The 23,481-nt window shown below is 34.4% G+C and carries 22 protein-coding genes, 1 tRNA gene, 1 pseudogene and 1 other annotated feature; of the genes and pseudogenes, 12 read left to right on the top strand and 12 right to left on the bottom strand.

The features are described from left to right. From A9G34_RS00005 to hemA, 5 genes and pseudogenes are all read right to left on the bottom strand, one after another. Nucleotides 1-371: pseudogene (locus tag A9G34_RS00005) on the bottom strand (hypothetical protein); the annotation flags it as partial. Between the two features lie 717 nt (nt 372-1,088). Beyond that, a tRNA-Leu gene (locus A9G34_RS00010) sits at nt 1,089-1,175 on the bottom strand. 94 nt (nt 1,176-1,269) lie between these two features. Next, nucleotides 1,270-1,512: a zinc ribbon domain-containing protein gene (locus A9G34_RS00015; RefSeq protein WP_034945848.1), complete on the bottom strand. Its 243-nt coding sequence runs from the start codon at nt 1,510-1,512 to the stop codon at nt 1,270-1,272. Between the two features lie 118 nt (nt 1,513-1,630). Continuing rightward, the gene (locus A9G34_RS11020) at nt 1,631-1,882 is read right to left on the bottom strand and encodes a DUF1289 domain-containing protein (RefSeq protein WP_080715888.1); all 252 of its coding nucleotides are present in this window, start codon (nt 1,880-1,882) and stop codon (nt 1,631-1,633) included. A 37-nt stretch (nt 1,883-1,919) separates the two neighbouring features. After that, the gene (gene hemA / locus A9G34_RS00020) at nt 1,920-3,191 is read right to left on the bottom strand and encodes a glutamyl-tRNA reductase (protein WP_034945854.1); all 1,272 of its coding nucleotides are present in this window, start codon (nt 3,189-3,191) and stop codon (nt 1,920-1,922) included. A gap of 174 nt (nt 3,192-3,365) precedes the next feature. On the opposite strand from hemA, the gene lolB reads away from it, so the two are divergent. The 10 genes from lolB (at nt 3,366) to hisIE (ending at nt 12,666) form a co-directional block, all read left to right on the top strand. Continuing rightward, nucleotides 3,366-3,980, top strand: coding sequence for a lipoprotein insertase outer membrane protein LolB (gene lolB, locus A9G34_RS00025; RefSeq protein WP_034945856.1), 615 nt, complete (start codon nt 3,366-3,368; stop codon nt 3,978-3,980). A 13-nt stretch (nt 3,981-3,993) separates the two neighbouring features. Beyond that, a complete protein-coding gene (ispE, locus tag A9G34_RS00030) occupies nt 3,994-4,839 on the top strand; it encodes a 4-(cytidine 5'-diphospho)-2-C-methyl-D-erythritol kinase (RefSeq protein WP_065568506.1) in 846 nt (281 codons plus the stop codon). A gap of 592 nt (nt 4,840-5,431) precedes the next feature. Further along, nucleotides 5,432-5,556 (top strand) — a sequence feature (His leader region). A gap of 39 nt (nt 5,557-5,595) precedes the next feature. Further along, nucleotides 5,596-6,495, top strand: coding sequence for an ATP phosphoribosyltransferase (gene hisG / locus A9G34_RS00035; protein WP_065568507.1), 900 nt, complete (start codon nt 5,596-5,598; stop codon nt 6,493-6,495). A 4-nt stretch (nt 6,496-6,499) separates the two neighbouring features. Continuing rightward, complete coding sequence (gene hisD / locus A9G34_RS00040) at nt 6,500-7,801, top strand: histidinol dehydrogenase (protein WP_065568508.1); 1,302 nt, start codon at nt 6,500-6,502, stop codon at nt 7,799-7,801. A 9-nt stretch (nt 7,802-7,810) separates the two neighbouring features. Further along, nucleotides 7,811-8,869 (top strand): histidinol-phosphate transaminase, encoded by a 1,059-nt coding sequence (gene hisC, locus A9G34_RS00045; RefSeq protein WP_065568509.1) that lies wholly within the window; start codon nt 7,811-7,813, stop codon nt 8,867-8,869. Between the two features lie 8 nt (nt 8,870-8,877). Further along, nucleotides 8,878-9,945 (top strand): bifunctional histidinol-phosphatase/imidazoleglycerol-phosphate dehydratase HisB, encoded by a 1,068-nt coding sequence (gene hisB, locus A9G34_RS00050; RefSeq protein WP_065568510.1) that lies wholly within the window; start codon nt 8,878-8,880, stop codon nt 9,943-9,945. After that, nucleotides 9,946-10,533 (top strand): imidazole glycerol phosphate synthase subunit HisH, encoded by a 588-nt coding sequence (gene hisH / locus A9G34_RS00055; RefSeq protein WP_034945868.1) that lies wholly within the window; start codon nt 9,946-9,948, stop codon nt 10,531-10,533. Nucleotides 10,534-10,535: 2 nt separating this feature from the next. Beyond that, the gene (gene hisA, locus A9G34_RS00060) at nt 10,536-11,288 is read left to right on the top strand and encodes a 1-(5-phosphoribosyl)-5-[(5-phosphoribosylamino)methylideneamino]imidazole-4-carboxamide isomerase (RefSeq protein WP_065568511.1); all 753 of its coding nucleotides are present in this window, start codon (nt 10,536-10,538) and stop codon (nt 11,286-11,288) included. Further along, the gene (gene hisF, locus A9G34_RS00065; RefSeq protein ID WP_065568512.1) at nt 11,270-12,046 is read left to right on the top strand and encodes an imidazole glycerol phosphate synthase subunit HisF; all 777 of its coding nucleotides are present in this window, start codon (nt 11,270-11,272) and stop codon (nt 12,044-12,046) included. Before hisA ends, hisF begins: the two co-directional genes overlap by 19 nt. Beyond that, nucleotides 12,040-12,666 (top strand): bifunctional phosphoribosyl-AMP cyclohydrolase/phosphoribosyl-ATP diphosphatase HisIE, encoded by a 627-nt coding sequence (gene hisIE, locus A9G34_RS00070; protein WP_065568513.1) that lies wholly within the window; start codon nt 12,040-12,042, stop codon nt 12,664-12,666. Before hisF ends, hisIE begins: the two co-directional genes overlap by 7 nt. A gap of 76 nt (nt 12,667-12,742) precedes the next feature. On the opposite strand, the gene cysB is transcribed toward hisIE, so the two are convergent. The 3 genes from cysB to matP all read right to left on the bottom strand — a co-directional run bounded on the left by cysB (nt 12,743) and on the right by matP (nt 16,983). After that, entirely contained in the window at nt 12,743-13,714 is a 972-nt protein-coding gene (gene cysB, locus A9G34_RS00075; protein WP_065568514.1) for an HTH-type transcriptional regulator CysB, read from the bottom strand. 165 nt (nt 13,715-13,879) lie between these two features. After that, nucleotides 13,880-16,489, bottom strand: a complete 2,610-nt coding sequence (gene topA, locus A9G34_RS00080) for a type I DNA topoisomerase (protein WP_065568515.1) — start codon at nt 16,487-16,489, stop codon at nt 13,880-13,882. A gap of 29 nt (nt 16,490-16,518) precedes the next feature. Continuing rightward, on the bottom strand, nt 16,519-16,983 hold the full coding sequence (matP, locus tag A9G34_RS00085) for a macrodomain Ter protein MatP (protein WP_065568516.1): 465 nt from the start codon (nt 16,981-16,983) through the stop codon (nt 16,519-16,521). A gap of 150 nt (nt 16,984-17,133) precedes the next feature. On the opposite strand from matP, the gene A9G34_RS00090 reads away from it, so the two are divergent. Next, nucleotides 17,134-18,822, top strand: a complete 1,689-nt coding sequence (locus A9G34_RS00090) for an amidohydrolase (protein WP_065568517.1) — start codon at nt 17,134-17,136, stop codon at nt 18,820-18,822. A 167-nt stretch (nt 18,823-18,989) separates the two neighbouring features. On the opposite strand, the gene A9G34_RS10645 is transcribed toward A9G34_RS00090, so the two are convergent. Both A9G34_RS10645 and A9G34_RS00100 read right to left on the bottom strand, forming a co-directional pair. Beyond that, on the bottom strand, nt 18,990-19,163 hold the full coding sequence (locus A9G34_RS10645) for a hypothetical protein (RefSeq protein ID WP_176701459.1): 174 nt from the start codon (nt 19,161-19,163) through the stop codon (nt 18,990-18,992). 889 nt (nt 19,164-20,052) lie between these two features. Beyond that, on the bottom strand, nt 20,053-20,274 hold the full coding sequence (locus tag A9G34_RS00100) for a hypothetical protein (protein ID WP_034945877.1): 222 nt from the start codon (nt 20,272-20,274) through the stop codon (nt 20,053-20,055). A gap of 350 nt (nt 20,275-20,624) precedes the next feature. Here A9G34_RS00100 and A9G34_RS00105 point away from each other — a divergent pair, with 350 nt between their 5' ends. Further along, on the top strand, nt 20,625-21,986 hold the full coding sequence (locus A9G34_RS00105; RefSeq protein ID WP_065568518.1) for an APC family permease: 1,362 nt from the start codon (nt 20,625-20,627) through the stop codon (nt 21,984-21,986). Nucleotides 21,987-22,108: 122 nt separating this feature from the next. Here A9G34_RS00105 and A9G34_RS00110 read toward each other — a convergent pair whose 3' ends face one another. Together A9G34_RS00110 and A9G34_RS00115 are read right to left on the bottom strand one after the other, a co-directional pair. Then, entirely contained in the window at nt 22,109-22,372 is a 264-nt protein-coding gene (locus A9G34_RS00110; RefSeq protein WP_034913021.1) for an HPr family phosphocarrier protein, read from the bottom strand. A gap of 152 nt (nt 22,373-22,524) precedes the next feature. After that, entirely contained in the window at nt 22,525-23,463 is a 939-nt protein-coding gene (locus A9G34_RS00115) for a phosphatidate cytidylyltransferase (RefSeq protein WP_065568519.1), read from the bottom strand. Nucleotides 23,464-23,481 lie beyond the last annotated feature (18 nt).

The following is a 23,481-nucleotide window of genomic DNA, read 5'->3' on the forward strand; positions in this document are numbered from 1 at the left end:
TCTTTATTCACCGATAATTGGCTAAACTCGGTGATAATGCCATAAACCTTGCGGGTGCTTTTATCATTGGTAAAATCACCCAAGGCACGGATTGCAGAACTGAGCGCATCGCTTACAACAGAATTAAATGAGAAAGTAGCCGGTTGGTTTAAAAAAGCATCGGTAGATAGGGTTTTATTGGCGCTGGTAAAAGTAATGGTGTAATGCCACAGCTGGTTTAAGGCCTCTTCGCCTTTGACGTTTAACACCGATATAGGAGTGCTGAGTTCATCAATGGTTAGTGTATAACGGTTATGGCTAACTTTATTTGTTAATTGGCTAAGCAAATCTTTCCCTGCTTGTTCGACGATTTTATCTAAATGTTTTACCATGCGTTCTCCTATCATTCATCCTTTTTAATTCATAATTTAATCTGATTTTTATTAATATTTCATTGAGTTATTTAGATCTTTAATAATATAGCAGTCAAAAGAGAAAATCATAGCATGGTTTATTTTAATTAATGCTTTTTCTAACTTATCAATCTATAACATAAAAATTCAAATCGCTTAATATTGATTAATCTATTACAGCAATATAACAACCCCATAAAATCAATATAACAATGCAATCTTTATAATCGAATTAAATAACCTTAAGGTGTTCGTAATATTTTATTGATTAAATTACATTGATAATCTATTTATTGCTAATAATATAATTTAACTCATAAAATTTTTCAAATTTTTTTTAGAAAAATGTATTAAACAATTCACAAAATTATTTTAAATAGGATTAATTTTTTGATGAAACTTTAACTTATATTTAGCGTAACAATGAAGACTAACGTAATAATGCCAATTAGCACCTGTAATTCATTAAAGCGAAAGCTAACTGAATTAATGCAGCATAAGTTTTTTTTGTATGTAATTTAAATAAAATTTTTAGGATAGGAACTTTTACCGAACTAAATGCATCTTGTTTATTATTTGATTTTACATCTGATTTTGATTATTTCCAGTTACCGCAAACTGATATAAATGATGTGCTAAAAATCATGACTAGTAAAGTTTTAAATCTAAAAATCAGTTTTAACTGTTTTGTAAGCTTGGTGCCAGTGGTCGGACTCGAACCGACACGCTTTTAAGGGCGGCGGATTTTGAATCCGCTGCGTCTACCAATTTCGCCACACTGGCATTAGAAGTGTAAATAAACTAGAGCATTATACTAAGCTGTGTGATATCTGCAATATATATTATAACAAAGCGCTTTGTTTGCCTAAAAATTCGGCTACCACTTGCGCTTCCATGCAGGTAGCTTTTTAAGAATTGTATAAGCGGTTTGTTTTGCAATCGGATAATCAACATTATGTTTTTCGACATAACTTAAGGTTAAATCATGCCATTTTTCATCAAATGTTTTCATTCTGCCGTCATCATGAGCACAATACTTACAATAATTTTTTGTTATATCATGCAAAGGATAATCACCAATAGATGTCATTGGCATTCCGCATGCAATACACATTTTCATATATTGAGTCTCGTTTAATTTAACTAAGGCTTTAAGCTATTTAATATAACAAATTATAAAAGATGCTACTCCGAGCTAAACCAGATTACAAGATATAGTTGCAATAAGGTAATATAAATTATAAAGTCAAACTGATTTGTGGTGATTCTTGTGTTGATTGTGAATGTTGTTGACTCAAAAGAATAGAACGCTTTCTTTTGGCCCTTTGCTTGCATAAGCGCAATACTTCTTGTTTTTGCGTATTGGAGAAATTTAACCAGTTAAATCTTTCATTTCTTGAACGGTAACACATTTTACAATATCCCTGTTTATCAGTTTCACAAACACGCCTACAGGGACTTTGAATATCAAAGAATTCGATCTGTTCCAATTCGTGATACCTCTTTTAACGAACACTAATAATTTAATTATTGATCTTTTAAGCCTAACCCCTTACTTAGCACTTTGAAACAATTACCACATTCATGAGTTGCCGCATGAAGCAATGTTTGCGTAGGTGCATGGATTAATTTATTGGTTAGTTTTCGTGAGAACTTAGCTAAAACATCATCAATATTGGCACCTTGTTTGATTGCATTTAAAGCTTTGATTTCTAGCTCTCGTTTAATATTCTCAGCATTATTACGATACTGTTTTACATAATTAATTGCATGACGGGTTTTGAGCCAATCAATAAATTGTTCTGCTTGTTCTTGAATAATATATTGCGCTTCTTTTGCTGCAATGGCTCTTTGTTCTAGGTTACTTTCTACCATTTTTTGTAAATCATCAACAGTGTAAAGATGTACATTTTCAAGTTGCTTAATTTCTTCTTCAACATCACGCGGTACAGCTATATCTATAAATAACATTTGTCGATAATTTCGTGCCTGTAATGTTCTTTCAACCATGCCTTTACCAATAATAGGTAGAGGACTCGCTGTAGAGCTGATAACTATATCAACATCCTTTAATCGATTAGCAATATCAGGTAATGAGATGATCTCAGCATCCATGGTAGAAGCTAATTTTAAGGCTTTTTCGCGAGTACGGTTAGCAACAATAACATGATTAAAATTATGTGGTTTTAAGTATCTTGAAATAAGTTCAATTGTTTCGCCTGCACCAACAAGCATTACATTTAATTGATTTGAATCGACAAAAAGGCTACGAGCAACAAGGCAAGCAGCATAGGCAACAGAAGCAGTATTAGCACCAATATTTGTTTCTGTTCTGACAATTTTTGCCACATGAAAAATAGTTTGAAACAACTTCTTTAGGTTAGGCGATAAACAATGATTATTTTGTGCAAAACCATATGCCTGTTTTACTTGTCCTAAAATCTGCGGCTCACCAAGCACCATTGAGTCCATACCACTTGCAACTGACATTAAGTGTTCAACTGCACGTTGTCCTTGATGCCAATATATAGCTTCTTGATAGCGAGTCATATCTACATTATGGAATTGTCCAAGCCAACGTTCAACCGATCGCTTTAATTTTAGGTGATCGGTTTCTTGCTCATAACTTATATAAATTTCAGTGCGATTACAGGTAGATAATATAACACAACCTTCAATTAAAGGATGCTGAAAAAGGCTATACAGCGCTTTATCGATAATTTCATTAGTAAAGGCAATTTTTTCCCGTAAAGCCACTGGTGCTGTTTTATGATTAACACCTAATATTGTAATAGACATTGCATTTTTCTTTTATAATCGTTTATAAGACATAACTTTTTTACTAAGTGTCTTGTTGCCGACATTATACATAAAAAAATATTAAACGTTAATTGACAGTTACTTTTTCTATTCAACTTATTATCAGTTATAATGTTGCAATCTAATGTGCATAAACAACTAACGAGTTATTTTATGTTTAAATTTAAATATATATTGATAGTAATGCCTTTATTGCTTAGTGCATGTCAAATAACACCTAAAGACGTTACATCTATTCAACAACAATGGCAAATTCATCAAGAAGATTTAAAACAAATAAATACTTTTCAAGTTAATGGAAGCATTGCGTATTTTAGCGACAAAAGTCGTAACTATGGACGTTTTTTAATTATTCAACAATCTGTTGATCGTTATGGAATTAAGCTTACAACACCACTTGGTGGTAATATTTTCACTTTAAAAGTAGATACTAATTATGCGGAATTAATAGATCGAAATGGCTATCGTTACATCGATAATAATGTTGAAAATCTAATAAGAAAGATCTCGAATATTAATATTCCCCTTAATTCGTTACATGATTGGCTAAAAGGGTATTCTAATGATATTGCTAATGATAAATTAGATAATGCTGGTCGGTTAATATCGACCTCATTTATGCAAGATAGCAAAAAATGGAATGTAAAAATTGCAAATTACATAGCTTACTCATTAAAAAATAGAAATATAGATATGCCGGCAACAATTGAGCTTACCCATGATGATGAACGCATCCGTTTAAAAATTGATAAGTGGATATTAAAATAATAAGGATTTTTTTATGAAACAATGGTTATCACCAGCTAAATTAAATCTATTTTTGTATATTACAGGTCGTCGTCCTGATAATTATCATAACTTACAAACCTTGTTTCAATTTATTGATTATTATGATAAATTATCATTCACTTTACGCAAAGACGGAGTGATAAATTTAAATACCACATTTTTTCAAATTCCAACACATAAAAACTTAATTGTTATTGCGGCCGAATGTTTAAAATCTTATGTTAATCAACAGAATTTAGGTGTTGATATCACTATTGAAAAAAAAATACCCATGGGGGGAGGGCTTGGTGGCGCATCATCAAATGCAGCAACTGTTTTGGTTGCCTTAAATCAACTATGGCAATTGAACTTATCAAACGATATATTAATGAATATTGGACGAAAAATTGGCGCAGATGTTCCCATTTTTATTTATGGTCACGCAGCTTATGCTCAAGGTATAGGTGATCAGTTTGAAATCGTCAATATTCCTGAATATTGGTATTTAATCACCTATCCTAATATTGAAATTTCCACCGTCAAAGTATTTAATGATCCACAACTTAAGCGTGATACGCCGTTTCGTAATCTTGAGGAGTTACTGTCATTAGCATTAGATGATTTTAGTAATGATTGTGAGCCAATTGTACGTAAACGTTATTCTAAAGTGGACGAACTTATAACATTTCTTTCGCAATTTGCACCTACCCGATTAACTGGTACTGGAGCATGCGTTTTTACTCGTTGTAACTCCAAAGAGCAAGCTAAAAAAATCCAAGCACAGTTAAGCAAATTGTCTGTTCAAAGCTTTATTGCGAAATCATTAAATACATCTCCTTTATACTCAAATTTAATATAAAATTGAATATCACATATTATGTGACAAGTAATAACCTCTGTTGCAATTTTTAAATAATTATTCATTGATGTTAATTTGCTGATTTATAGGAAAATAAAAATAAAACAATATAAAACTGATTTAGTTTTATTAGGTGATGATCGCTATAATGTATCATCCTAGATGCTCATAAAGCTGCAAAACAACCGACACGTTATTTTTTGATTACTTCTTTATCATTCTTTTTCTAAAAATGATATATATTAAACCAACATATACCGTTAAAAAAATTGGCTACCTTTTAGACTTTATTAAAATTTATGAAATTTTAATTGATAATTATTATTTTATAAAAAACTGTTTTCAAATAAAAAGTTAGCACATTTTTTCAAAAAATTACTGATATAAAGCCAATTAGTAATGAAAACAAGTTATATAATTGTAATCAATAAACAACTATTTTTGGATTGATTTATCGAAAATTTGTAAAAATTGTTGCTAGCTAGAAATTTATGTTATATATTGTATAGCAGTATTGATAATTAATTAACTTATTGGCTTTTGATTTTATGATTTGTTTTTGCATTTTTATTACTAGTTTTGTTGCTAAACACCACCACCACCATCATTCCTGAATAGTCTTCGGGCGATTGGTGCTGGAAGACTTTGGTCTTCCGGTGATATCGCAAAAACAAATAGAAAACCCTCGGAAGATCAAACTTCCGAGGGTTTTTTGTTTGTGGTTTATAAATTTTTTAGATAACTTTGGAGAAAAATATGTTGGATAATTCGCGTTTACGCATTGCTATGCAAAAGTCAGGTCGATTAAGTGACGAATCAAAAAAGTTACTTGCCCAATGTGGTATTAAAATTAATCTTCAAGAACAACGTTTGATCGCTTTTGCTGAAAATATGCCCATTGATATCTTGCGTGTTCGTGACGACGATATCCCCGGACTGGTTATTGATGGCGTTGTCGATATTGGGATTGTCGGCGAAAATGTTTTAGAGGAGGAAGTATTAGATAGGCAGGCCGAAGGCGAAGATCCACAATTTAAAAAATTGCGCAGTTTAGATTTTGGTGGCTGTCGGTTGTCGATCGCAGCACCGCGTGATTTTGAGTATACAGGACCAGAATGTTTAAATGATTTGCGTATTGCCACCACTTACCCTCACCTACTCCGCCGTTATCTTGCTCAATATAATATTAACTTTAAAACCTGTTTGCTTAATGGTTCGGTCGAAGTTGCCCCTCGGGCTGGGCTCGCCGATGTAATTTGTGATTTGGTTTCGAGTGGTGCAACGCTTGAGGCCAATGGACTAAAAGAGATTGAAGTTATCTATAAATCAAAAGCCTGCTTAATTCAACGTCAAGGAGAAATGTCGCCAATAAAACAGGCGTTAATCGATAAAATCATGACACGCATTCAAGGCGTTATTCAAGCTCGTGAATCCAAATATATTATGCTTCACGCCCCTACTGAGGTGTTAGATGATATTGTTGCGCTATTACCGGGGGCCGAAAACCCAACCATTTTACCGTTAACGGGCGAGCAAAATCGTGTTGCGCTACATATGGTGAGTAGTGAATCTCTTTTTTGGGAAACCATGGAAAAATTAAAAACATTAGGCGCAAGTTCAATTCTTGTATTACCAATTGAAAAAATGATGGAGTAATAATATGAAACTCTCTTATTGGCAACAATGTACTAACGAACAACAAAAAGCGCTACTAACTCGCCCTGCAATTACTGCTTCTGATTCGATTAGTCAATCGGTAACTGATATTTTGGGTCAAGTTAAACAAAATGGTGATGAGGCATTAAAAACGCTTAGTAACAAGTTTGATAAAGTTCAGATCAAGCAAATTAAATTAACTCAAGATGAAATTAAAGCTGCAACTTGCCGAGTTAATTCAGAATTGAAACAAGCTATGCAACTTGCTGTTTCTAATATCGAAAAATTCCACCTAGCTCAAGTAAAACAAGCTATTACAGTTGAAACAATGCCAGGTATAAATTGTCAGCAAGTGACTCGCCCAATTGAATCAGTAGGACTATATATTCCTGGTGGCTCAGCACCTTTATTATCAACCGTATTAATGCTAGCAATCCCTGCAAAAATTGCAGGATGTAGTAAAGTTATTTTATGCTCGCCTCCTCCGATTGCTGATGAAATATTATATGCGGCTGAACTTTGTGGCGTGACCGAAGTTTACCAGCTTGGTGGAGCCCAAGCAATTGCAGCTATGGCATTTGGTACTGAATCAGTGCCTAAAGTAGCTAAGATTTTTGGTCCTGGAAATGCTTACGTTACCGAAGCCAAACGCCAAGTTAGTCAACGCCTTGATGGCGCAGCCATTGATATGCCTGCAGGTCCATCTGAAGTATTAGTCATTGCTGATAGTTCGGCTAATCCAGCTTTTATTGCAGCCGATCTTTTGTCGCAAGCTGAACATGGTCCTGATTCACAAGTTATTTTGTTAACACCTGATGAAAAAATAGCACAAGCAGTATCGATTGAAGTCGATAAACAACTTACGCAACTATCCCGCCAGAATATCGCTGAAAAATCATTGCAAGAAAGTCGCCTTATTGTAACTAAAGATTTGGATGAATGTGTTGCTATTAGTAATCGCTATGGTCCCGAACACTTAATTATTCAAACTGCAAATGTGGATGAATTAGTTGAGCAAATTACTAGTGCTGGCTCAATCTTTTTAGGGGATTGGTCACCGGAGTCAGCAGGTGATTATGCATCAGGAACCAATCATGTATTACCAACTTATGGTTATACAGCCACATATTCTAGTCTTGGGCTTGCTGATTTTCAAAAACGTATGACGGTGCAAAAATTAACACCAGAAGGATTAAAAGCAATAGGTAATGCCGTTGAGCTTATGGCAGAGGCTGAACAACTCACCGCTCATAAACAAGCAGTTAGTCTTCGTTTATCGGTATTAAATTCAATAAATCAAAAATAGGTAGTTAAAATGGATATTAATAAATTAGTTCGAAAAAATGTTCAGCAATTAACACCTTATCAATCTGCTCGGCGAATTGGTGGTCAAGGCGATGTGTGGCTAAATGCCAATGAATATCCGGTAGCACCTCATTTTGAATTGACAGAACAAACCTTAAACCGCTACCCAGAACCACAACCTGAAAAAGTAATTCAGCGTTATGCACAATATGCAGGGGTTAAAACTGAACAAGTGCTTGTTAGCCGAGGAGCTGATGAGGCCATTGAGCTTTTAATGCGTGCATTTTGTGAGCCTCAGCACGATAGTATTTTATATTGTCCACCAACTTATGGCATGTACCAAGTAAGTGCTGAGACATTAGGTATTAAAACCAAAACTGTGCCAACCACTTCTGATTGGCAACTTGATCTTGAGGGTATAAAACAAAATATTGATACTGTAAAACTAATTTATGTCTGTTCACCAAATAATCCGACCGGTAATTTAATCGATTCTGATGATATCAAAGCTTTACTTAATATTGCCAAAGATCGTGCTTTGGTCATTATTGATGAGGCTTATATTGAGTTTTCACCTGAATCTAGTGTTGTTAGTTGGCTTAATGACTATCCTCACTTGGTGATTTTACGAACATTATCCAAAGCCTTTGCTTTGGCTGGATTACGTTGCGGTTTCACCATTGCTAATAAACCTGTGATCGAAGCCTTACAGAAGGTTATTGCACCATACCCTCTAGCAACCCCTGTTGCTGATATTGCAGCTCAAGCATTGAGTAAAGATGGTGTGAATACCATGAAGCTACATGTGGTAAATTTAAATAATCAAAAGGGAAAATTTGCCAATTTACTTCGACAATTGCCTATTGTCGAAAAAGTTTATCCAAGTTATTCCAACTATTTGTGTGTTAAATTTCAACATGATAAAGATGTATTTAATATTTTATGGCACCAAGGTATTATTTTACGAGATCAAAGTAGATCTATTGGGCAACAAAATATTATTCGTATTACCATTGGTACCCAAGCCGATTGCGAAGCAGTCATTTCTGCGCTCAAAACAATTAAATAGGAGCAAAAATGTTACAAAAGTACTTATTTATTGATCGAGATGGCACACTAATTACTGAACCTCCGGTTGATTTTCAGGTTGATCAGTTTGAAAAATTGGTTTTTGAACCTAATGTGATCCCAGCCCTACTCAAGCTACAAACTGCGGGATACCATTTAGTGATGGTCACTAATCAAGATGGGCTCGGGACTAGTAGCTATCCACAGGCTGATTTTGATGGTCCACACAATTTGATGATGCAGATTTTTAAATCGCAAGGTGTTAATTTTGAGGATGTCTTAATTTGCCCACACTTTCCAGAAGATAATTGTGAGTGTCGTAAGCCGAAAATCCAATTAGTTTTGCCATATCTTACTAGTGGTAAATTAGATAAACAAAACAGTTATGTTATTGGTGACAGGGTCACTGATATTCAATTGGCTGAAAACATGCAAATCCAAGGATTACGATATCATCCTGAAAATTTAAACTGGGACGAAATCGCCCAACGATTAACCATTAAAGATCGTTATGCAAAAGTTAAACGCAATACCAAAGAAACTAAAATACTTGTTGAAGTGTGGCTTGATCGCCAAGGTGGCAGTCAAATTAATACTGGAGTTGGTTTTTTTGATCATATGCTCGATCAAATTGCAACTCATGGCGGAATTAAACTCAATATCCAAGTTGATGGTGATTTACATATTGATGATCATCATACCATAGAAGACACTGGACTAGCTTTAGGAGAGGCACTAAAAATAGCACTAGGTGATAAACGTGGTATTACTCGTTATGCCTCAGTTATCCCTATGGACGAGTGTTTAGCTAAATGTGCAATAGATATTTCAGGACGCCCTTATCTAAAATTTAAAGCAGAGTTTACTCACCCTAAAGTTGGCGATATGAGCACGCAAATGGTAGAACATTTCTTTTACTCAATTAGTTATGCTATGGCTATTACATTGCATATTGAAACAGAAGGCGATAATGATCATCATAAAGTAGAAAGTTTATTTAAAGCTTTTGCTAGAACATTAAAACAAGCCATCAAAATTGAAAGTGACCGATTACCAAGCTCAAAAGGAGTACTATAAATGAAGATTGTCATCCTCGATACTGGCTGTGCTAATTTATCTTCGGTCAAATATGCCGTGCAACGATTAGGTTATGATCCAATAATTAGCCTTGACCCAGATATCGTGCTCAGCTCAGATAAGTTGTTTTTACCAGGAGTAGGATCTGCAAGTTCGGCAATGAAAAAATTAAAAGAGCGTAATTTAACCGAACTAATAAGAGTTTGTACTCAACCAGTATTAGGAATCTGCCTTGGTATGCAACTTTTAGCCGATTATAGTACCGAAGGACATGTTAATACATTGGGAATTATTCACGAAAAAGTTAGAAAAATTCCTGATTGTGGTTTACCTTTACCTCATATGGGGTGGAATCAGGTTTTCCCTCAAGCCGGTCATCATTTATTTCGAGATATTCCTGATGATGCTCATTTTTACTTTGTACATGGATACGCGATGCCATTATGCTCAGCAACAATAGCAGAAACCAATTACGGCGAAAGCTTTACCGCTGCCGTACAAAAAGAAAACTTTTACGGCGTGCAATTTCATCCCGAGCGTTCTGGCTCAGTCGGTGCAAAATTGCTAAAAAACTTTTTGGAGATGTAACTATGATAGCTTTTCCAACAATCATTCCTGCACTTGATTTAATCGATGGTTCTGTTGTGCGATTACATCAAGGTGATTATGAGCAAAAACGTGATTATGGCAACGATCCACTTTTACGCTTACAGGATTATGAAAAACAAGGTGCTAAACTGTTACATCTTGTTGATTTAACAGGTGCGAAAAATCCCCAAAAACGCCAAATTTCGCTAATACAAACTCTGATTAATGGCGTGCAAATACCGGTTCAAGTCGGTGGAGGAATTCGTACTGAAAAAGATATACAATCATTGCTATCTGCCGGCGCGGCTCGCATAGTAATTGGTTCGACAGCTATTAAGCAACCCGAATTGGTCAAACAATGGTTTTCAAAATATGGTGCAGAAAGGCTAGTATTGGCTCTTGATGTCCGCATTAACAACCAAGGAAATAAATATGTCGCTATTCATGGGTGGCAAGAAGATTCCTGTCAGACACTAGAACAAGTGATTGATGATTACCTTCCCTATGGCTTAAGACATGTATTGTGTACAGATATTTCTAAAGATGGCACTCTCAGTGGCTCAAACGTTCAGTTGTATCAGGAAATTAGTCATAAATACCCACAGATTGCTTTTCAAGCGTCTGGCGGAATTGGTCAATTGAGTGATGTCAAAGCACTGAAAGACAGCGGTGTTAAAAGTGTCATTGTTGGGCGAGCTTTACTTGAAGAAAAATTTACCGTTCAGGAGGCAATTTCATGTTGGCTAAAAGAATAATCCCCTGTTTAGATGTTCGCGATGGACAAGTGGTTAAAGGTATACAATTTCGCCATCATGAAATTATTGGAGACATAGTCCCCTTAGCAAAAAGATATGCTGAAGAAGGTGCAGATGAGCTCGTTTTTTATGATATTACCGCTTCATCTGACGGTCGTGTTGTCGATAAAAGTTGGATCGCAAAAGTTGCCGAAGTAATTGATATTCCTTTTTGTGTTGCTGGTGGTATTAAAACGGTGGAAGATGCAGGTCATATATTAACCTTTGGGGCCGATAAAATTTCGATTAACTCCCCTGCCGTTGCTGATCCTAGTTTAATTACAAGGCTTGCAGATCGCTACGGAGTACAGTGCATTGTAGTTGGTATTGATAGTTGGTATGACAAACAATCAAACAATTATCATGTTTATCAATTTACTGGTGACGAAAAACGTACCGTTGCCACAAAATGGAACACTCTCGACTGGGTACAGGAGGTACAAAAACGTGGTGCAGGTGAAATTGTTCTTAATATGATGAACCAAGATGGCGTTCGTAATGGATATGATATTATTCAACTAAACGCCGTTCGAGAAGTATGCAACGTGCCACTGATTGCTTCTGGCGGTGCAGGCACAATTGAGCATTTTTTACAGGTATTTAATGAAGCACAAGTTGATGGAGCATTAGCTGCTTCAGTTTTTCATAAACAAATTATTAATATTGGTGAACTTAAACAATATTTGGCACAACATGGAGTAAATATTCGATTATGTTAACGCAAAATTGCAATACCCAATTAGATTTACAACAACTGGATTGGCAAAAAGTGGATAATTTAATGCCGGTCATTATTCAGCATTATGTTTCGGGTGATGTGTTAATGCTTGGCTATATGAATCAAGAAGCGTTAGCACAAACACAAAATAGCGGCAAAGTCACTTTTTATTCACGAACCAAACAGCGCCTTTGGACAAAAGGCGAAACTTCTGGCAATTTTCTTAATGTTGTGAGTATTTCAACTGATTGTGATAATGATACGTTATTGATTTTAGTTGATCCAGTTGGTCCAACTTGCCATACCGGTTCAACAAGTTGTTTTGCTTCGACTAAAACCCAATGGGGATTTTTGTTTGAATTAGAGCAGATAATTGCTGGGCGTAAAAATGCCGATCCTCAGTCATCATATACCGCAAAACTGTATCATGACGGCACTAAACGCATAGCCCAAAAAGTGGGAGAAGAAGGCGTTGAAACAGCCCTTGCGGCAACAGTTAATGACCGCGAGGAACTAAAAAATGAATCTGCCGATTTAATTTATCATTTATTAGTTTTACTCCAAGACCAAAATCTGTCTTTACAAGATGTCATTGGTATTTTAAAAGCAAGACATAAATAGTTATAATCCATCCAAAGTGCGAGTTATATCGCACTTTGTTTCAATTTTTTTATTCTCATAAAAAAGATAGAATAAATTAGTAAACTGGTAATTTTACCCCGTTAAACATCGTTAATACTTCGGAAGTGTTTTCACATAACATAATTTTGTCAACTGTTTGTCGATTCAAATGAGGCGAAAACTGACTGATAAAATCATACATATAACTGCGTAAATATAATGAGCGAGAAAAAACAATATAGGTCGTGCTGTAAGGAAAAATATGCCCAGCATTAAGTACAACTAAATCATCATCTGAAGCATTGAACACGGCCATTTTTGCTACAATACCAACGCCAATGCCTAATTTAACATAAGTTTTAATTAACTCGGCATCCGTTGTGCTAAAAACAATATTAGGCGATTGTTTAGCACGCAAGAAAGCTTGATTTAAATCTGAACCATCATTAGAAAAATCATAACTAACTAACGGATATTTTGAAAGCTCTTCAATCGAAATTAATTTACTTTTGGCAAGCGGGTGTTCTTTCATCACAATCACAGCTTGGTTCCAGTGATAACAAGGTAAGGCAATCATATCATCGCTAAGCTGTGAGATATCGGTCACAATAGCAAATTCAGCCAGGCCTGCTTGAGTTTGTAAAATAGATTGTAGGGATGAGCCTTGCTCCATATGCAAAGTAATACTTGGGTATTGCAGCATAAATTGTTGGATCACAACTGGCAAGGTATAACGTGCTTGAGTATAGGTAGTTGCGATCGTTAATGAACCTTGATTAGGTTGGCTAAATTCTTTGGCGATAATCTTAATATCATTGGACTTATTGAGGATTTCTCGAGCAAGAGCAATAATTTTTTCACCAACAGGTGTGATTTGAGAAAGGTGCTTACCCACTCGAGTAAATATCTTAACGCCAAGCTCGTCTTCTAATAATTTTATTTGTTTGCTTATACCCGGTTGAGAAGTATACAGTTTTTCGGATGTTAGCGATACATTGAGGTCGTTATTTGCGACCTCAACAATATAACGTAATTGCTGCAATTTCATATTACACAAAAGCTCCTTTAACTGTATGCTTTTCTCTCTTTTAATAATGCTTTAAAAGGGAGAATTTAGAAGGTAAGATTTTACATGTCAGCACAAAATAAAATCGTTTTTATACTGAAAATCATACTTTCCTGAAACTTTTTAACAAAATTTAAAGGCTCTTACCTACTTTTTACCATTAACCCATTTACCATCTACGTATTGCATCACCCATCCTGTGGATTTTCCATTAACTTCAGAAGTAACATATTGTTGTTTGTTTTTACGACTAAAACGGACAATTGATGGATTTCCATTAGGATCTTTATTTGGAGCCTCAGTTAAATAAACAAATTTTTCCGGCAAACGATCTTTAAAACGTTGTAACTCTTCAATCAAAGGAGCTCGTGTTTCTCTTGATTTTGGAAAGTTATGTGCAGCCAAAAAGATTCCTGAAGCACCATCACGTAATACAAAATGCGCATCTGATTTACTACATTGAAGTTCTGGTAGATCAACAGGATCTTCTTTTGGTGGTGCAACATCACCATTTTTTAAGATTTTACGCGTATTTTTACAATCAGGATTAGTACAGCCCATATATAGACCAAATCGCCCTGATTTTAAATGCATTTCTGAACCACATTTTTCGCACTCAATAATTGGTCCTTCGTAACTTTTAACCTTAAAGTTACCTTTTTCCACAATAAAACCATCACAAATTGGGTTATTGCCACAGATATGTAGTTTTCGTTCATTATCAAGTAGATAACTATCCATAGCTGTGTGACATTTTGGACAGCGTTTACGGGCTCTTAAAGCATCAGTTTCTGCTGTTTCAGCTTCTTCTAGAATATTTAATGTTTCGTGTTCAGGAATTAAGTTAATGGTCTGTTTACAACGCTCTTTAGGTGGCAACGCATAGCCTGAACAAGCTAAAAACACACCAGTACCGGCAGTCTTAATACCCATTTCACGCCCACAATTTGGACATTTAATTTCAGGTGTTAGCACCAATGGATTAAGCTTCATTCCCCCTTTATCTGGCGCCTGTTCAGCAACCTCAAGATGCTGACTAAAATCACTAAAAAACTGATCAAGCACTTCTCGCCATTCTTGTTTTTTATGAGCAATTTCATCCAGAGCATGTTCCATACGTGCTGTAAAATCATAACTCATTAGGTCATTGAAGTTTTCACTAAGTCTATCGGTAACAATTTCACCAATTTTTTCAGCATAAAACCGACGATTATCTAAACGCACATAACCACGATCTTGAATTGTCGAAATAATGGTTGCATAAGTCGATGGTCGCCCAATTTCTCGCTTTTCAAGCTCTTTAACAAGAGATGCTTCGTTATATCTTGCCGGCGGTTTGGTAAAATGCTGATTTGGATTTAAGTTAATTAAATCAAGCTTATCGTTTATCGATAGTGATGGTAATATTTTATCTTCATTATTTTTGGCTAGTTGTGGCTGTACTTTAGTCCAACCATCAAAACGCAATGTCCGACCTTTGGCTTTTAAAGTAAAATCACCTGAATTAACCGTAATTGTTGTTGAGTTATATTCAGCCGATGTCATTTGGCAAGCTACAAATTGGCGCCAAATTAGTTGGTATAATTTAGCGGCATCAGCTTCAACATCACTAAGATTATCAGCTAAGATTGTAACATCTGATGGGCGAATCGCTTCATGTGCTTCTTGCGAGTTCTTTTTACTACTGTATACATTAGCCGATTTTGGTAGATATTTATCGCCAAAATTTTTACCGATATAATCACGTACCATCACTAGTGCATCCTGACTTAAATTGGTCGAATCAGTACGCATATAGGTAATGTAACCTGCTTCATATAATCTTTGAGCCAACATCATGGTTTTTTTAACACCAAAACCAAGACGAGTACTTGCTGCCTGCTGTAAAGTCGAGGTAATAAAAGGTGCTGTTGGATTACTTTTAGTTGGCTTTTCTTCAATATTAGTTACTTGATATTGGCTTTTACTAAGTTCAGTTAGCGCAATATCAATGGCAACTTTATCTTTAGGTTCGAATGCTTCGTTTTTATAATGAGTGACTTGTAAACTTAATGGTTCATTTTTAGCCGTCTTCAAATCAGCAAACAGATCCCAGTATTCTTCAGGAATAAAAGCATGAATTTCACGTTCACGTTCAACAACAAGACGTACTGCAACAGATTGTACACGACCTGCTGATAAGCCTCTAGCAACCTTTTTCCAAAGTAATGGCGATAGCATAAAGCCAACGATTCGATCCATAAATCGACGTGCTTGCTGGGCGTTAACCCTATCCATATCAAGCATCGACGGTTCATTAAAAGCATTTTTGATGGCCGTTTTGGTAATTTCGTTAAAAACAACACGACGATACTTGCTATCTTCACCACCTATCACATCTTTAAGATGCCATGCAATGGCTTCCCCTTCTCTATCCAAATCGGTTGCGAGATAGATCATGTCAGCATCTTTAGCCAGTTTTTTCAGGTCAGACACAACCCGCTCTTTGCCAGGTAGAATTTCGTAATGTGCTTTCCAACCGTTATATGGGTCAACGCTCATGCGATCGACTAAGGCTTGTTTTTCGGAACGTTTAACTTTTTTCTCGGTTTTATTTTTTGTTTCTTTTGCGGTTTTTTCAGCTCGTTGGCTGCTACCACTCACAGGTAGATCGCGAATATGACCTACACTTGATTTAACCACGAAATCTTTACCAAGATATTTATTAATCGTTTTTGCTTTGGCTGGCGATTCCACAATAACAAGGGATTTTCCCATAATTAAACCTATTTATCCTATTGTTTTAGTTATTTACCGTCCAGTTTCACATTAAGAATTGACAGTAAATCGTCTTTAATTGTTGATACTTTTGTTGCATATTGCTCTTTCTGCTCAGCATCTTCAATCAGTTGAGTAATGGTTTGTGACAACGTGCATCCTCGGCGTTTCGCCAAATTAGCCAATCGTTGCCAGACTAAAAATTCCAAATCAATGGATTTTTTTCGAGTATATTGTTGTTCTGCATTAAAATGTCGTTTCCGTTTAGCCCGAATAGTTTGTTTCATACGATTATCTAAATCAGGGTTTAAATGCGCTTTTATCCAATCAACGACATTCGTTGGATTATGTTCTAATTGCATTAATTCATTTACAGCATGCTCAGCAGCGCTTTTTTCAATATAACGAGTAATTAACTCACCTTCTAGATGCCTTTTTACTAAATAATGCCACTTCCAACCGCATTCAAGGTTTTCTAATTGTTGATACTTCATCTGCTCACCTTGTGACGCTGTAACTAATCTAGTTTATTTGTAGCATAATCTCGACACACAATAAAGAAAATTATTACATTTGACAAATTTTTTATAAATCTGCTATCGTTCACCTTTCATTTTTGATGTTTATTTAAGGAATCACTCATAATGGTTAAAGCTGATGTTATTTATATTAATGGCTATATTTATACAGCAGATAAACAAAACAGTGTTTGTGAAGCTGTAGCGATTAAAAATGGCTATATTATTGCAACAGGAACTTCGCAAGAAATAAATAGCAGTAATTATATTGATAATCAAACAATAATTAATGATTTAAAAGGTAAAACCATGATGCCTGGCATTATTGATTCGCATTTGCATACTTTTTGGGGAGGAATGCAACTATCTTCATGTAATTTGAATTATCAAAGCTTAACTATTGATGAAACCTTAGCCATTATACAACAATATTTAGATAAAGATTCTATAAGCGATGATAATCACTGGTTGCAAGTTCGTGGTTGGTTACGACAAGAGGTGCTACCTATCGGTACCGATATTACACGCTTTGACCTTGATAGGCTCAATACAAAACGCCCTGTTATTTTATTTTCAAATGACTGTCATACATTAGTTGCCAATAGCATTGCTTTAGAAAAATTTGGGCTAGATAGAAACACGCCAGAGCCAACTGATGGTAAAATTGGTCGTACTGATGACGGCGAATTAAATGGTATATTAGAAGATGCCCCAGCCATGCGTGCATTTGACAGCATATCTAAACTCACCGATGAACAAGCACTTAATATTGCAAAATTATCGCAAGCAGAATTAAATAAACAGGGCGTTACTGCCGTTATGGATGCTCGAATTACTGAAACTCAAGCAGATGCCTTTTTAAGACTACAGCAACAAGATACACTTTCTATCCGTTTGTTTGGGGCTCGAGAATTGCCACCTGATGATGTGTCATCAATCGCCGATATTCCAAATGTCATTGAGAAAGTAAAACAGTTTGCCGCTCGTTATGATGATAAAAACTGGCAACCTAAACCAGGCATTAAAATATCACATACTAAGTTATTTGTAGATGGCGTAATGCAAGCACCTTTGATGACTGCACGATTACTTAAACCATATCAATTAGAAGACGAAAAAGATCGTTACGGAGATCTTTATTATTCCACTGAAATGTTAGATGCATTAATACTTGAATCTGCAAAAGCAGGGTTTCATCCACATATGCATACTGTTGGTGAAGGGGCAATTGAAGTGGTACTTGATGCTATTGAAAAAATGCGAAAAGCCTTACCTAATGCTGATATCCGTCCAAGCACTGCACATAACGAACTAAGCGCAGCACACCAGTTTGCCAGATATAAACAATTAAACGCTTGCGTAGTATTTTCTTTCCAGTGGGCTGGTTGTAGTTCGGCAATGATCGAACAATATAAAACGTTATTTGGTCCAGAGCGTTATAACGGTTTAGAAGCTCATGGACAATATATAGATGCAGGTGTAACTTGCGCATTTGGGAGTGATTGGCCAATTGATCCGTTAAATGAGTGGTATGATTTCCAAATTGCCATGACCCGACAAATTGATGCTGATCATCCGCAATTAGATAGTGATCGTAATTTAACCATTACCGAAGTATTACGTAGTGCCACTATCAATGCTGCATATGTATTAAAACAAGATGAATATATTGGTTCAATTGAAAAAGGTAAATTTGCTGATTTAATTATTTTAGATCGCAACCCATTTACCATACCAACTAATGATATCCAAAACGTTAATGTGTTAACAACTATTGTTGGCGGTAAAACGGTTTATCAAAATGATGTAATTTAAAATTTAAATTTTTTTATGTCAAATTGCTACACCAACAATTATTAGTGGTGTAGCATAAATAATTATCCAAGCTTTAATCAACTTCAATTGCTTTTTCTGTTTCCACCGTTTTCGTTTTTATGAAATGTAAATAATAGCAATAATCAATGCTTCGATAAACATATCAATCACATACCATATGGCCCCTTAGTCATTCCCCCTAAAGCTACTAAACCACCAAATGCGACAAGCGAATCTATGCCATTTATCATGCCTAACAGACCAGCAACCTCTGTACTTTTAGCATGAGCCAATGCAATATTTGGCAACACATCTATTTCCATTTTTTGCTCATGAGCCATCACATCTTCAAAAAAACTTTTAACATCTATTTAAATAAGGTTGGCTAGTTTCAGCCATTAAATTAATGATAGATGATTTGTGATTCGTAACTTCACTGATTAAATCAACCGATAAAACAAGGATTGACAGCATAAATATAGCCTCTTTATTATTGATAACTATCAAAAATAACTTAATTTTTGCATTATTTCGCACATTAAATATACAATAATTTATTTATGCCGACATTTATTTTGTATGACAAATAATAGATTTGGATCACAAATATGAAAATTAAAACGCATAATGTGTTTTTCCCGAAATCGCTAAAGCTTTTGTTTTCTGTCTTGTGAATCGCTAAATAATCATTGATAATGCTATATCTCAGTTCAAATTTTGGGATTTTCTATTCGTTTGTGGATAGGCAATTTTGTGAATTTTTGATTAAGATAATGGTTATCACACAGTTTATCTAAATAAACAAAGACAGCGCATTTTTGTTAAAAAGTTTCAGGAACGCAATGTGTTTAAGTAAAAACAAAAATCATATCAATAACAGCAAATAAAAATTTCCTAGTTTGATGTTATTTTTAAATAAAGAGAAACTATAGGAATTTTTCATGTTATTTATAGTAATTTCTTAAATTATCCCTACATCTTAATTTTGTATCCATATTTTCATATATTTTAATCGGTTTAAGAGGAATTAATTCTTTGTGGTTTACTTCACATTCAGAATTTTTATTTGAAAGAATAATGATTTGTCCCAATGGTAATTTGAAGTCAAGAAGTGCATATGGTACAACGGGAGCTAATGTATAAAACTCTCTATCTCTGTTATCTGGAGGAAACTCATAATAAACAACTTTTTTATTATAGACATACACGATCGTGTCAGAATGTTACTGATTATAGTCCAAAATCAGTATTGGTATCAGAATATTGAACTTTTTTGACATCAATAGCTTGATCACGCATAAACTTTAAATAATATCTGCCGATATTGCCACTTATTAACCACAACTCATCCCATTTTAAATCAGTATAATCAGTTAACTTGATAGTTTTAATAGAATTTTCTTCAATATTATTTAATATTTTTTCTAATAGTGCTTTATTACAATTTGTCAAAACTAAACAAATAATTAATAAAAAATAATTTTTTTCATTTTTTGATTTCCCTTTTACCTTAAAACTAGATTTACTGTTTTATAGCTCTAATTTTTTCCTAAAATATTATTTATTTTAAAACATCAAATATAAATCGATATTGAATTAGTGGAAAAAATTTTACTTTATTAGGAGTTGATTATAATTAGTTCATATTAAATAATTTGCATAATTTAATGTCAATATAATTAAAATTAGCTTGCATAATTATTATAATATGGCAGAATTCCCTGCCGCTTTAAGCGGGTAAAAAGGCAAAACTATACTTAGTAGTTTTTTATTGTTTTTTGGGACAGAGGAGCAAAGTAGTCATGTCCGCAATAAAAATGAAACGAGTTTTAACCACACCTGCATTAATTGCATTTGGTTTAGCTTATATGGTTCCTTTGGGAATCTTTACCACTTATGGGGAAGTCACTGTTGCCAGTAATGGACACTTGCCTATAGCCTATATTATCACCCTTGCGATGATCTTTTTTACAGCCTTAAGCTATTGTCGTATGACAAATAAGCTACCTATTGCTGGTTCTGCTTATTCCTATGTACAACGCACTTTTGGTGGAAAAGTTGGATTTTTGGTGGGTTGGGCACAAATTCTTGATTACCTATTTTTACCAATATTAAATTATTTGGTACTAGGTATTTATCTTAATGAAGCATTTCCTAGCATTCCTGCACCTTTTTTTGTATTGGGGTCTTTAATTAGTGTTAGCTTTTTAAATTATTTAGGAATTAAATTAATTAATTCGGTTAATTTCACTTTGATCATTGTCCAAGTAATTTTTATCGGATTATTTATCTTTTTGACATTTACCAGTGTCAATTTGACCCCTGATTCTATGATGAAACCTCTATTAGTCAATCCAAAAGATTTTAGTGGATTACTATCTGGTGCAGCAATATTATGCCTTGCTTTTTTAGGCTTTGATGCTATTGCTACATTAGCTGAAGAATCTAATGATGCCCAAAAATCACTACCAAAAGCAATTATATGGACAGTACTCATTGCTGGATGTATCTTTTTAGTTGTTTCTTATTGTGCACATTTGGCTTATCCTTCTTGGACTGATTTTGTTGATAATAAAGATACCGCAAGTTTAGCAGTAGTTCGTCAAGTTGGTATTATTAGCCATTTAGGTAGTGAATTTATGTATAACTTTTTCCAAGCTGCTTATTTAACGGGGGTGTTTGCTTCAGCAATGACTGCACAAACCAGTGTATCACGGATATTCTATGCAATGGGACGTGAAGGGGTGCTACCTAAACAGATTTTTTATAAAATTCACCCACGCTTTAGAACACCTTATTTATCGATTATCTTTGTTGCCTGTTTTTCATTGCTGTCATTAGTACTAGATCTTAGTTTAGTGGTTTCAATGATAAGTTTTGGTGCATTAGTGGCTTTTACTTTTGTCAATTTATGTGTTATTAAAAGCTATTTAGGAAAAGGAAGCTCAAAAACAATATCAATGCTATTTAAATATGGACTATTACCTACAATTGGCGTTTTACTTTCATTGTGGTTGTGGACAAGCCTTGATGCGACAGCAATGATTGTTGGTTTAATTTGGTTAGCAATTGGATTCTTCTATCTAATTTATCTAACTAAAGGTTTTACTACATTATTGCCATCAATTGATCATAAAGAATTAAGTTCAATAATTAAAGATTAAGTTAAAATCTTTTTAAACAGGTCTACTTAAAAGTATTTAGTTATGCCCTTTAAAAAATCCCGTCGATTAAAATCGACGGGATTATTAAAATATTTTAAGCTAACTTATATTAACTAAGTTAATTATTCACCAAAACCAGTTGCAAATAATTCACGGATTTCGTCCATTGCTGCTTGTTCATCTTCACCATCACAGATGATTTCTACAGTTGAACCACCTTTAACGCCTGCACCAAGTAAACCCATCATACTTTTTAATTTAATTGCTTTATCATTATAAACAAGCTCAATTGAAGATTTATAGCGACCAGCTAATTTAACTAGTGTTGTAACTGGGCGAGCATGTAAGCCCGTTGAATTTTTTACTACCATTTGCTCTTTTAACATATTATATATCCTTCTTTATATCTTAATATTAATACAATGCCTGTATTTATATCATAAATTAAATTGTTTTTCTCTTTTTTACATGTAAATTTTTATACTATTTCATTTTTGTAAATTATTAAAATTACAGTTAGTTAAATATTATAGAAGCCCTATATCCAAAAATAATGGACAACATGAAAAAAGATTGGCGCAGCAAAACAGATAGAATCAAAACGATCAAGTACACCACCATGACCACCGATTAGCTTTCCCCAATCTTTTACACCTCTATCACGTTTAATGGCTGACATAACCAATCCCCCCAGAAACCCCAGCAACGTAAGCATAAGTGAAATTAAGCCCGCTTGTATAAAGCTAAAAGGGGTTAACCAAAATAAACAAGCACCTATTAAACTTGCTGATAATATTCCACCAATAAATCCTTCAATGGTTTTAGATGGTGATAGATTAGGGCTAATTTTGCGTTTACCAAACAACTTACCAAACACGTATTGCAACACATCAGATAGTTCAACAACTAATACCAAATAGGCAATTAACAAAAGATTACGATCTTCATAATTATCAATAGGTAATATTAATATTGCTGGTACACAAGAAATGCTATAAACTGTAATCATTAACCCCCATTGCACTTCAGCAGTTCGTGCTAAAAAATTATCCGTTGACCCTGTTATTGCTGCTAAAATTGCTAATAATAAAAAACCATAAACAGGAATAAAGATACTAAACAACTCATACCATGACATAACCACTAAAATGTATTGCACTGGTAAAGCAATACAATAAGCAAATATCAATGCATAAAAATCATAACGATTGACAGAGGTTAAAATTAAAAATTCACGTAATGCAATACCTGATATCACAAAGAACAGAAAAATCACAGCTAATTTCCCTATCAAAAACGCAACACTGATAATTGCCACCATTACCCACCATGCGTTTATGCGAGTATTGAGATTATCAATTACACTATTTGGACTATTAAAACGCCTTTTTAGCAGCCAACCAATAGTTGATGCAATCATAAGAAAAATAGCAATACCGCTAAATAACAACAAAATATCACTTTGATAATTAAACATTATTTATTATTTTCCTCT

The organism is Gilliamella sp. Choc4-2, assembly GCF_001690355.1.
GTDB lineage: Bacteria > Pseudomonadota > Gammaproteobacteria > Enterobacterales > Orbaceae > Gilliamella > Gilliamella apicola_A.

Bases quoted from the DNA above. Each gene is read 5' to 3' on its own strand.
- A9G34_RS10645 (WP_176701459.1), bottom strand. From the start codon at position 19,163: ATGGCTCATGAGCAAAAAATGGAAATAGATGTGTTGCCAAATATTGCA.
- hisC (WP_065568509.1), top strand. From the start codon at position 7,811: ATGGATATTAATAAATTAGTTCGAAAAAATGTTCAGCAATTAACACCT.
- cysB (WP_065568514.1), bottom strand. From the start codon at position 13,714: ATGAAATTGCAGCAATTACGTTATATTGTTGAGGTCGCAAATAACGAC.
- A9G34_RS00110 (WP_034913021.1), bottom strand. From the start codon at position 22,372: ATGTTAAAAGAGCAAATGGTAGTAAAAAATTCAACGGGCTTACATGCT.
- hisD (WP_065568508.1), top strand. From the start codon at position 6,500: ATGAAACTCTCTTATTGGCAACAATGTACTAACGAACAACAAAAAGCG.
- hemA (WP_034945854.1), bottom strand. From the start codon at position 3,191: ATGTCTATTACAATATTAGGTGTTAATCATAAAACAGCACCAGTGGCT.
- A9G34_RS00105 (WP_065568518.1), top strand. From the start codon at position 20,625: ATGTCCGCAATAAAAATGAAACGAGTTTTAACCACACCTGCATTAATT.
- matP (WP_065568516.1), bottom strand. From the start codon at position 16,983: ATGAAGTATCAACAATTAGAAAACCTTGAATGCGGTTGGAAGTGGCAT.
- lolB (WP_034945856.1), top strand. From the start codon at position 3,366: ATGTTTAAATTTAAATATATATTGATAGTAATGCCTTTATTGCTTAGT.
- hisH (WP_034945868.1), top strand. From the start codon at position 9,946: ATGAAGATTGTCATCCTCGATACTGGCTGTGCTAATTTATCTTCGGTC.
- A9G34_RS00115 (WP_065568519.1), bottom strand. From the start codon at position 23,463: ATGTTTAATTATCAAAGTGATATTTTGTTGTTATTTAGCGGTATTGCT.
- hisB (WP_065568510.1), top strand. From the start codon at position 8,878: ATGTTACAAAAGTACTTATTTATTGATCGAGATGGCACACTAATTACT.
- A9G34_RS00015 (WP_034945848.1), bottom strand. From the start codon at position 1,512: ATGAAAATGTGTATTGCATGCGGAATGCCAATGACATCTATTGGTGAT.
- topA (WP_065568515.1), bottom strand. From the start codon at position 16,489: ATGGGAAAATCCCTTGTTATTGTGGAATCGCCAGCCAAAGCAAAAACG.
- hisA (WP_065568511.1), top strand. From the start codon at position 10,536: ATGATAGCTTTTCCAACAATCATTCCTGCACTTGATTTAATCGATGGT.
- hisF (WP_065568512.1), top strand. From the start codon at position 11,270: ATGTTGGCTAAAAGAATAATCCCCTGTTTAGATGTTCGCGATGGACAA.
- ispE (WP_065568506.1), top strand. From the start codon at position 3,994: ATGAAACAATGGTTATCACCAGCTAAATTAAATCTATTTTTGTATATT.
- hisG (WP_065568507.1), top strand. From the start codon at position 5,596: ATGTTGGATAATTCGCGTTTACGCATTGCTATGCAAAAGTCAGGTCGA.
- hisIE (WP_065568513.1), top strand. From the start codon at position 12,040: ATGTTAACGCAAAATTGCAATACCCAATTAGATTTACAACAACTGGAT.
- A9G34_RS00090 (WP_065568517.1), top strand. From the start codon at position 17,134: ATGGTTAAAGCTGATGTTATTTATATTAATGGCTATATTTATACAGCA.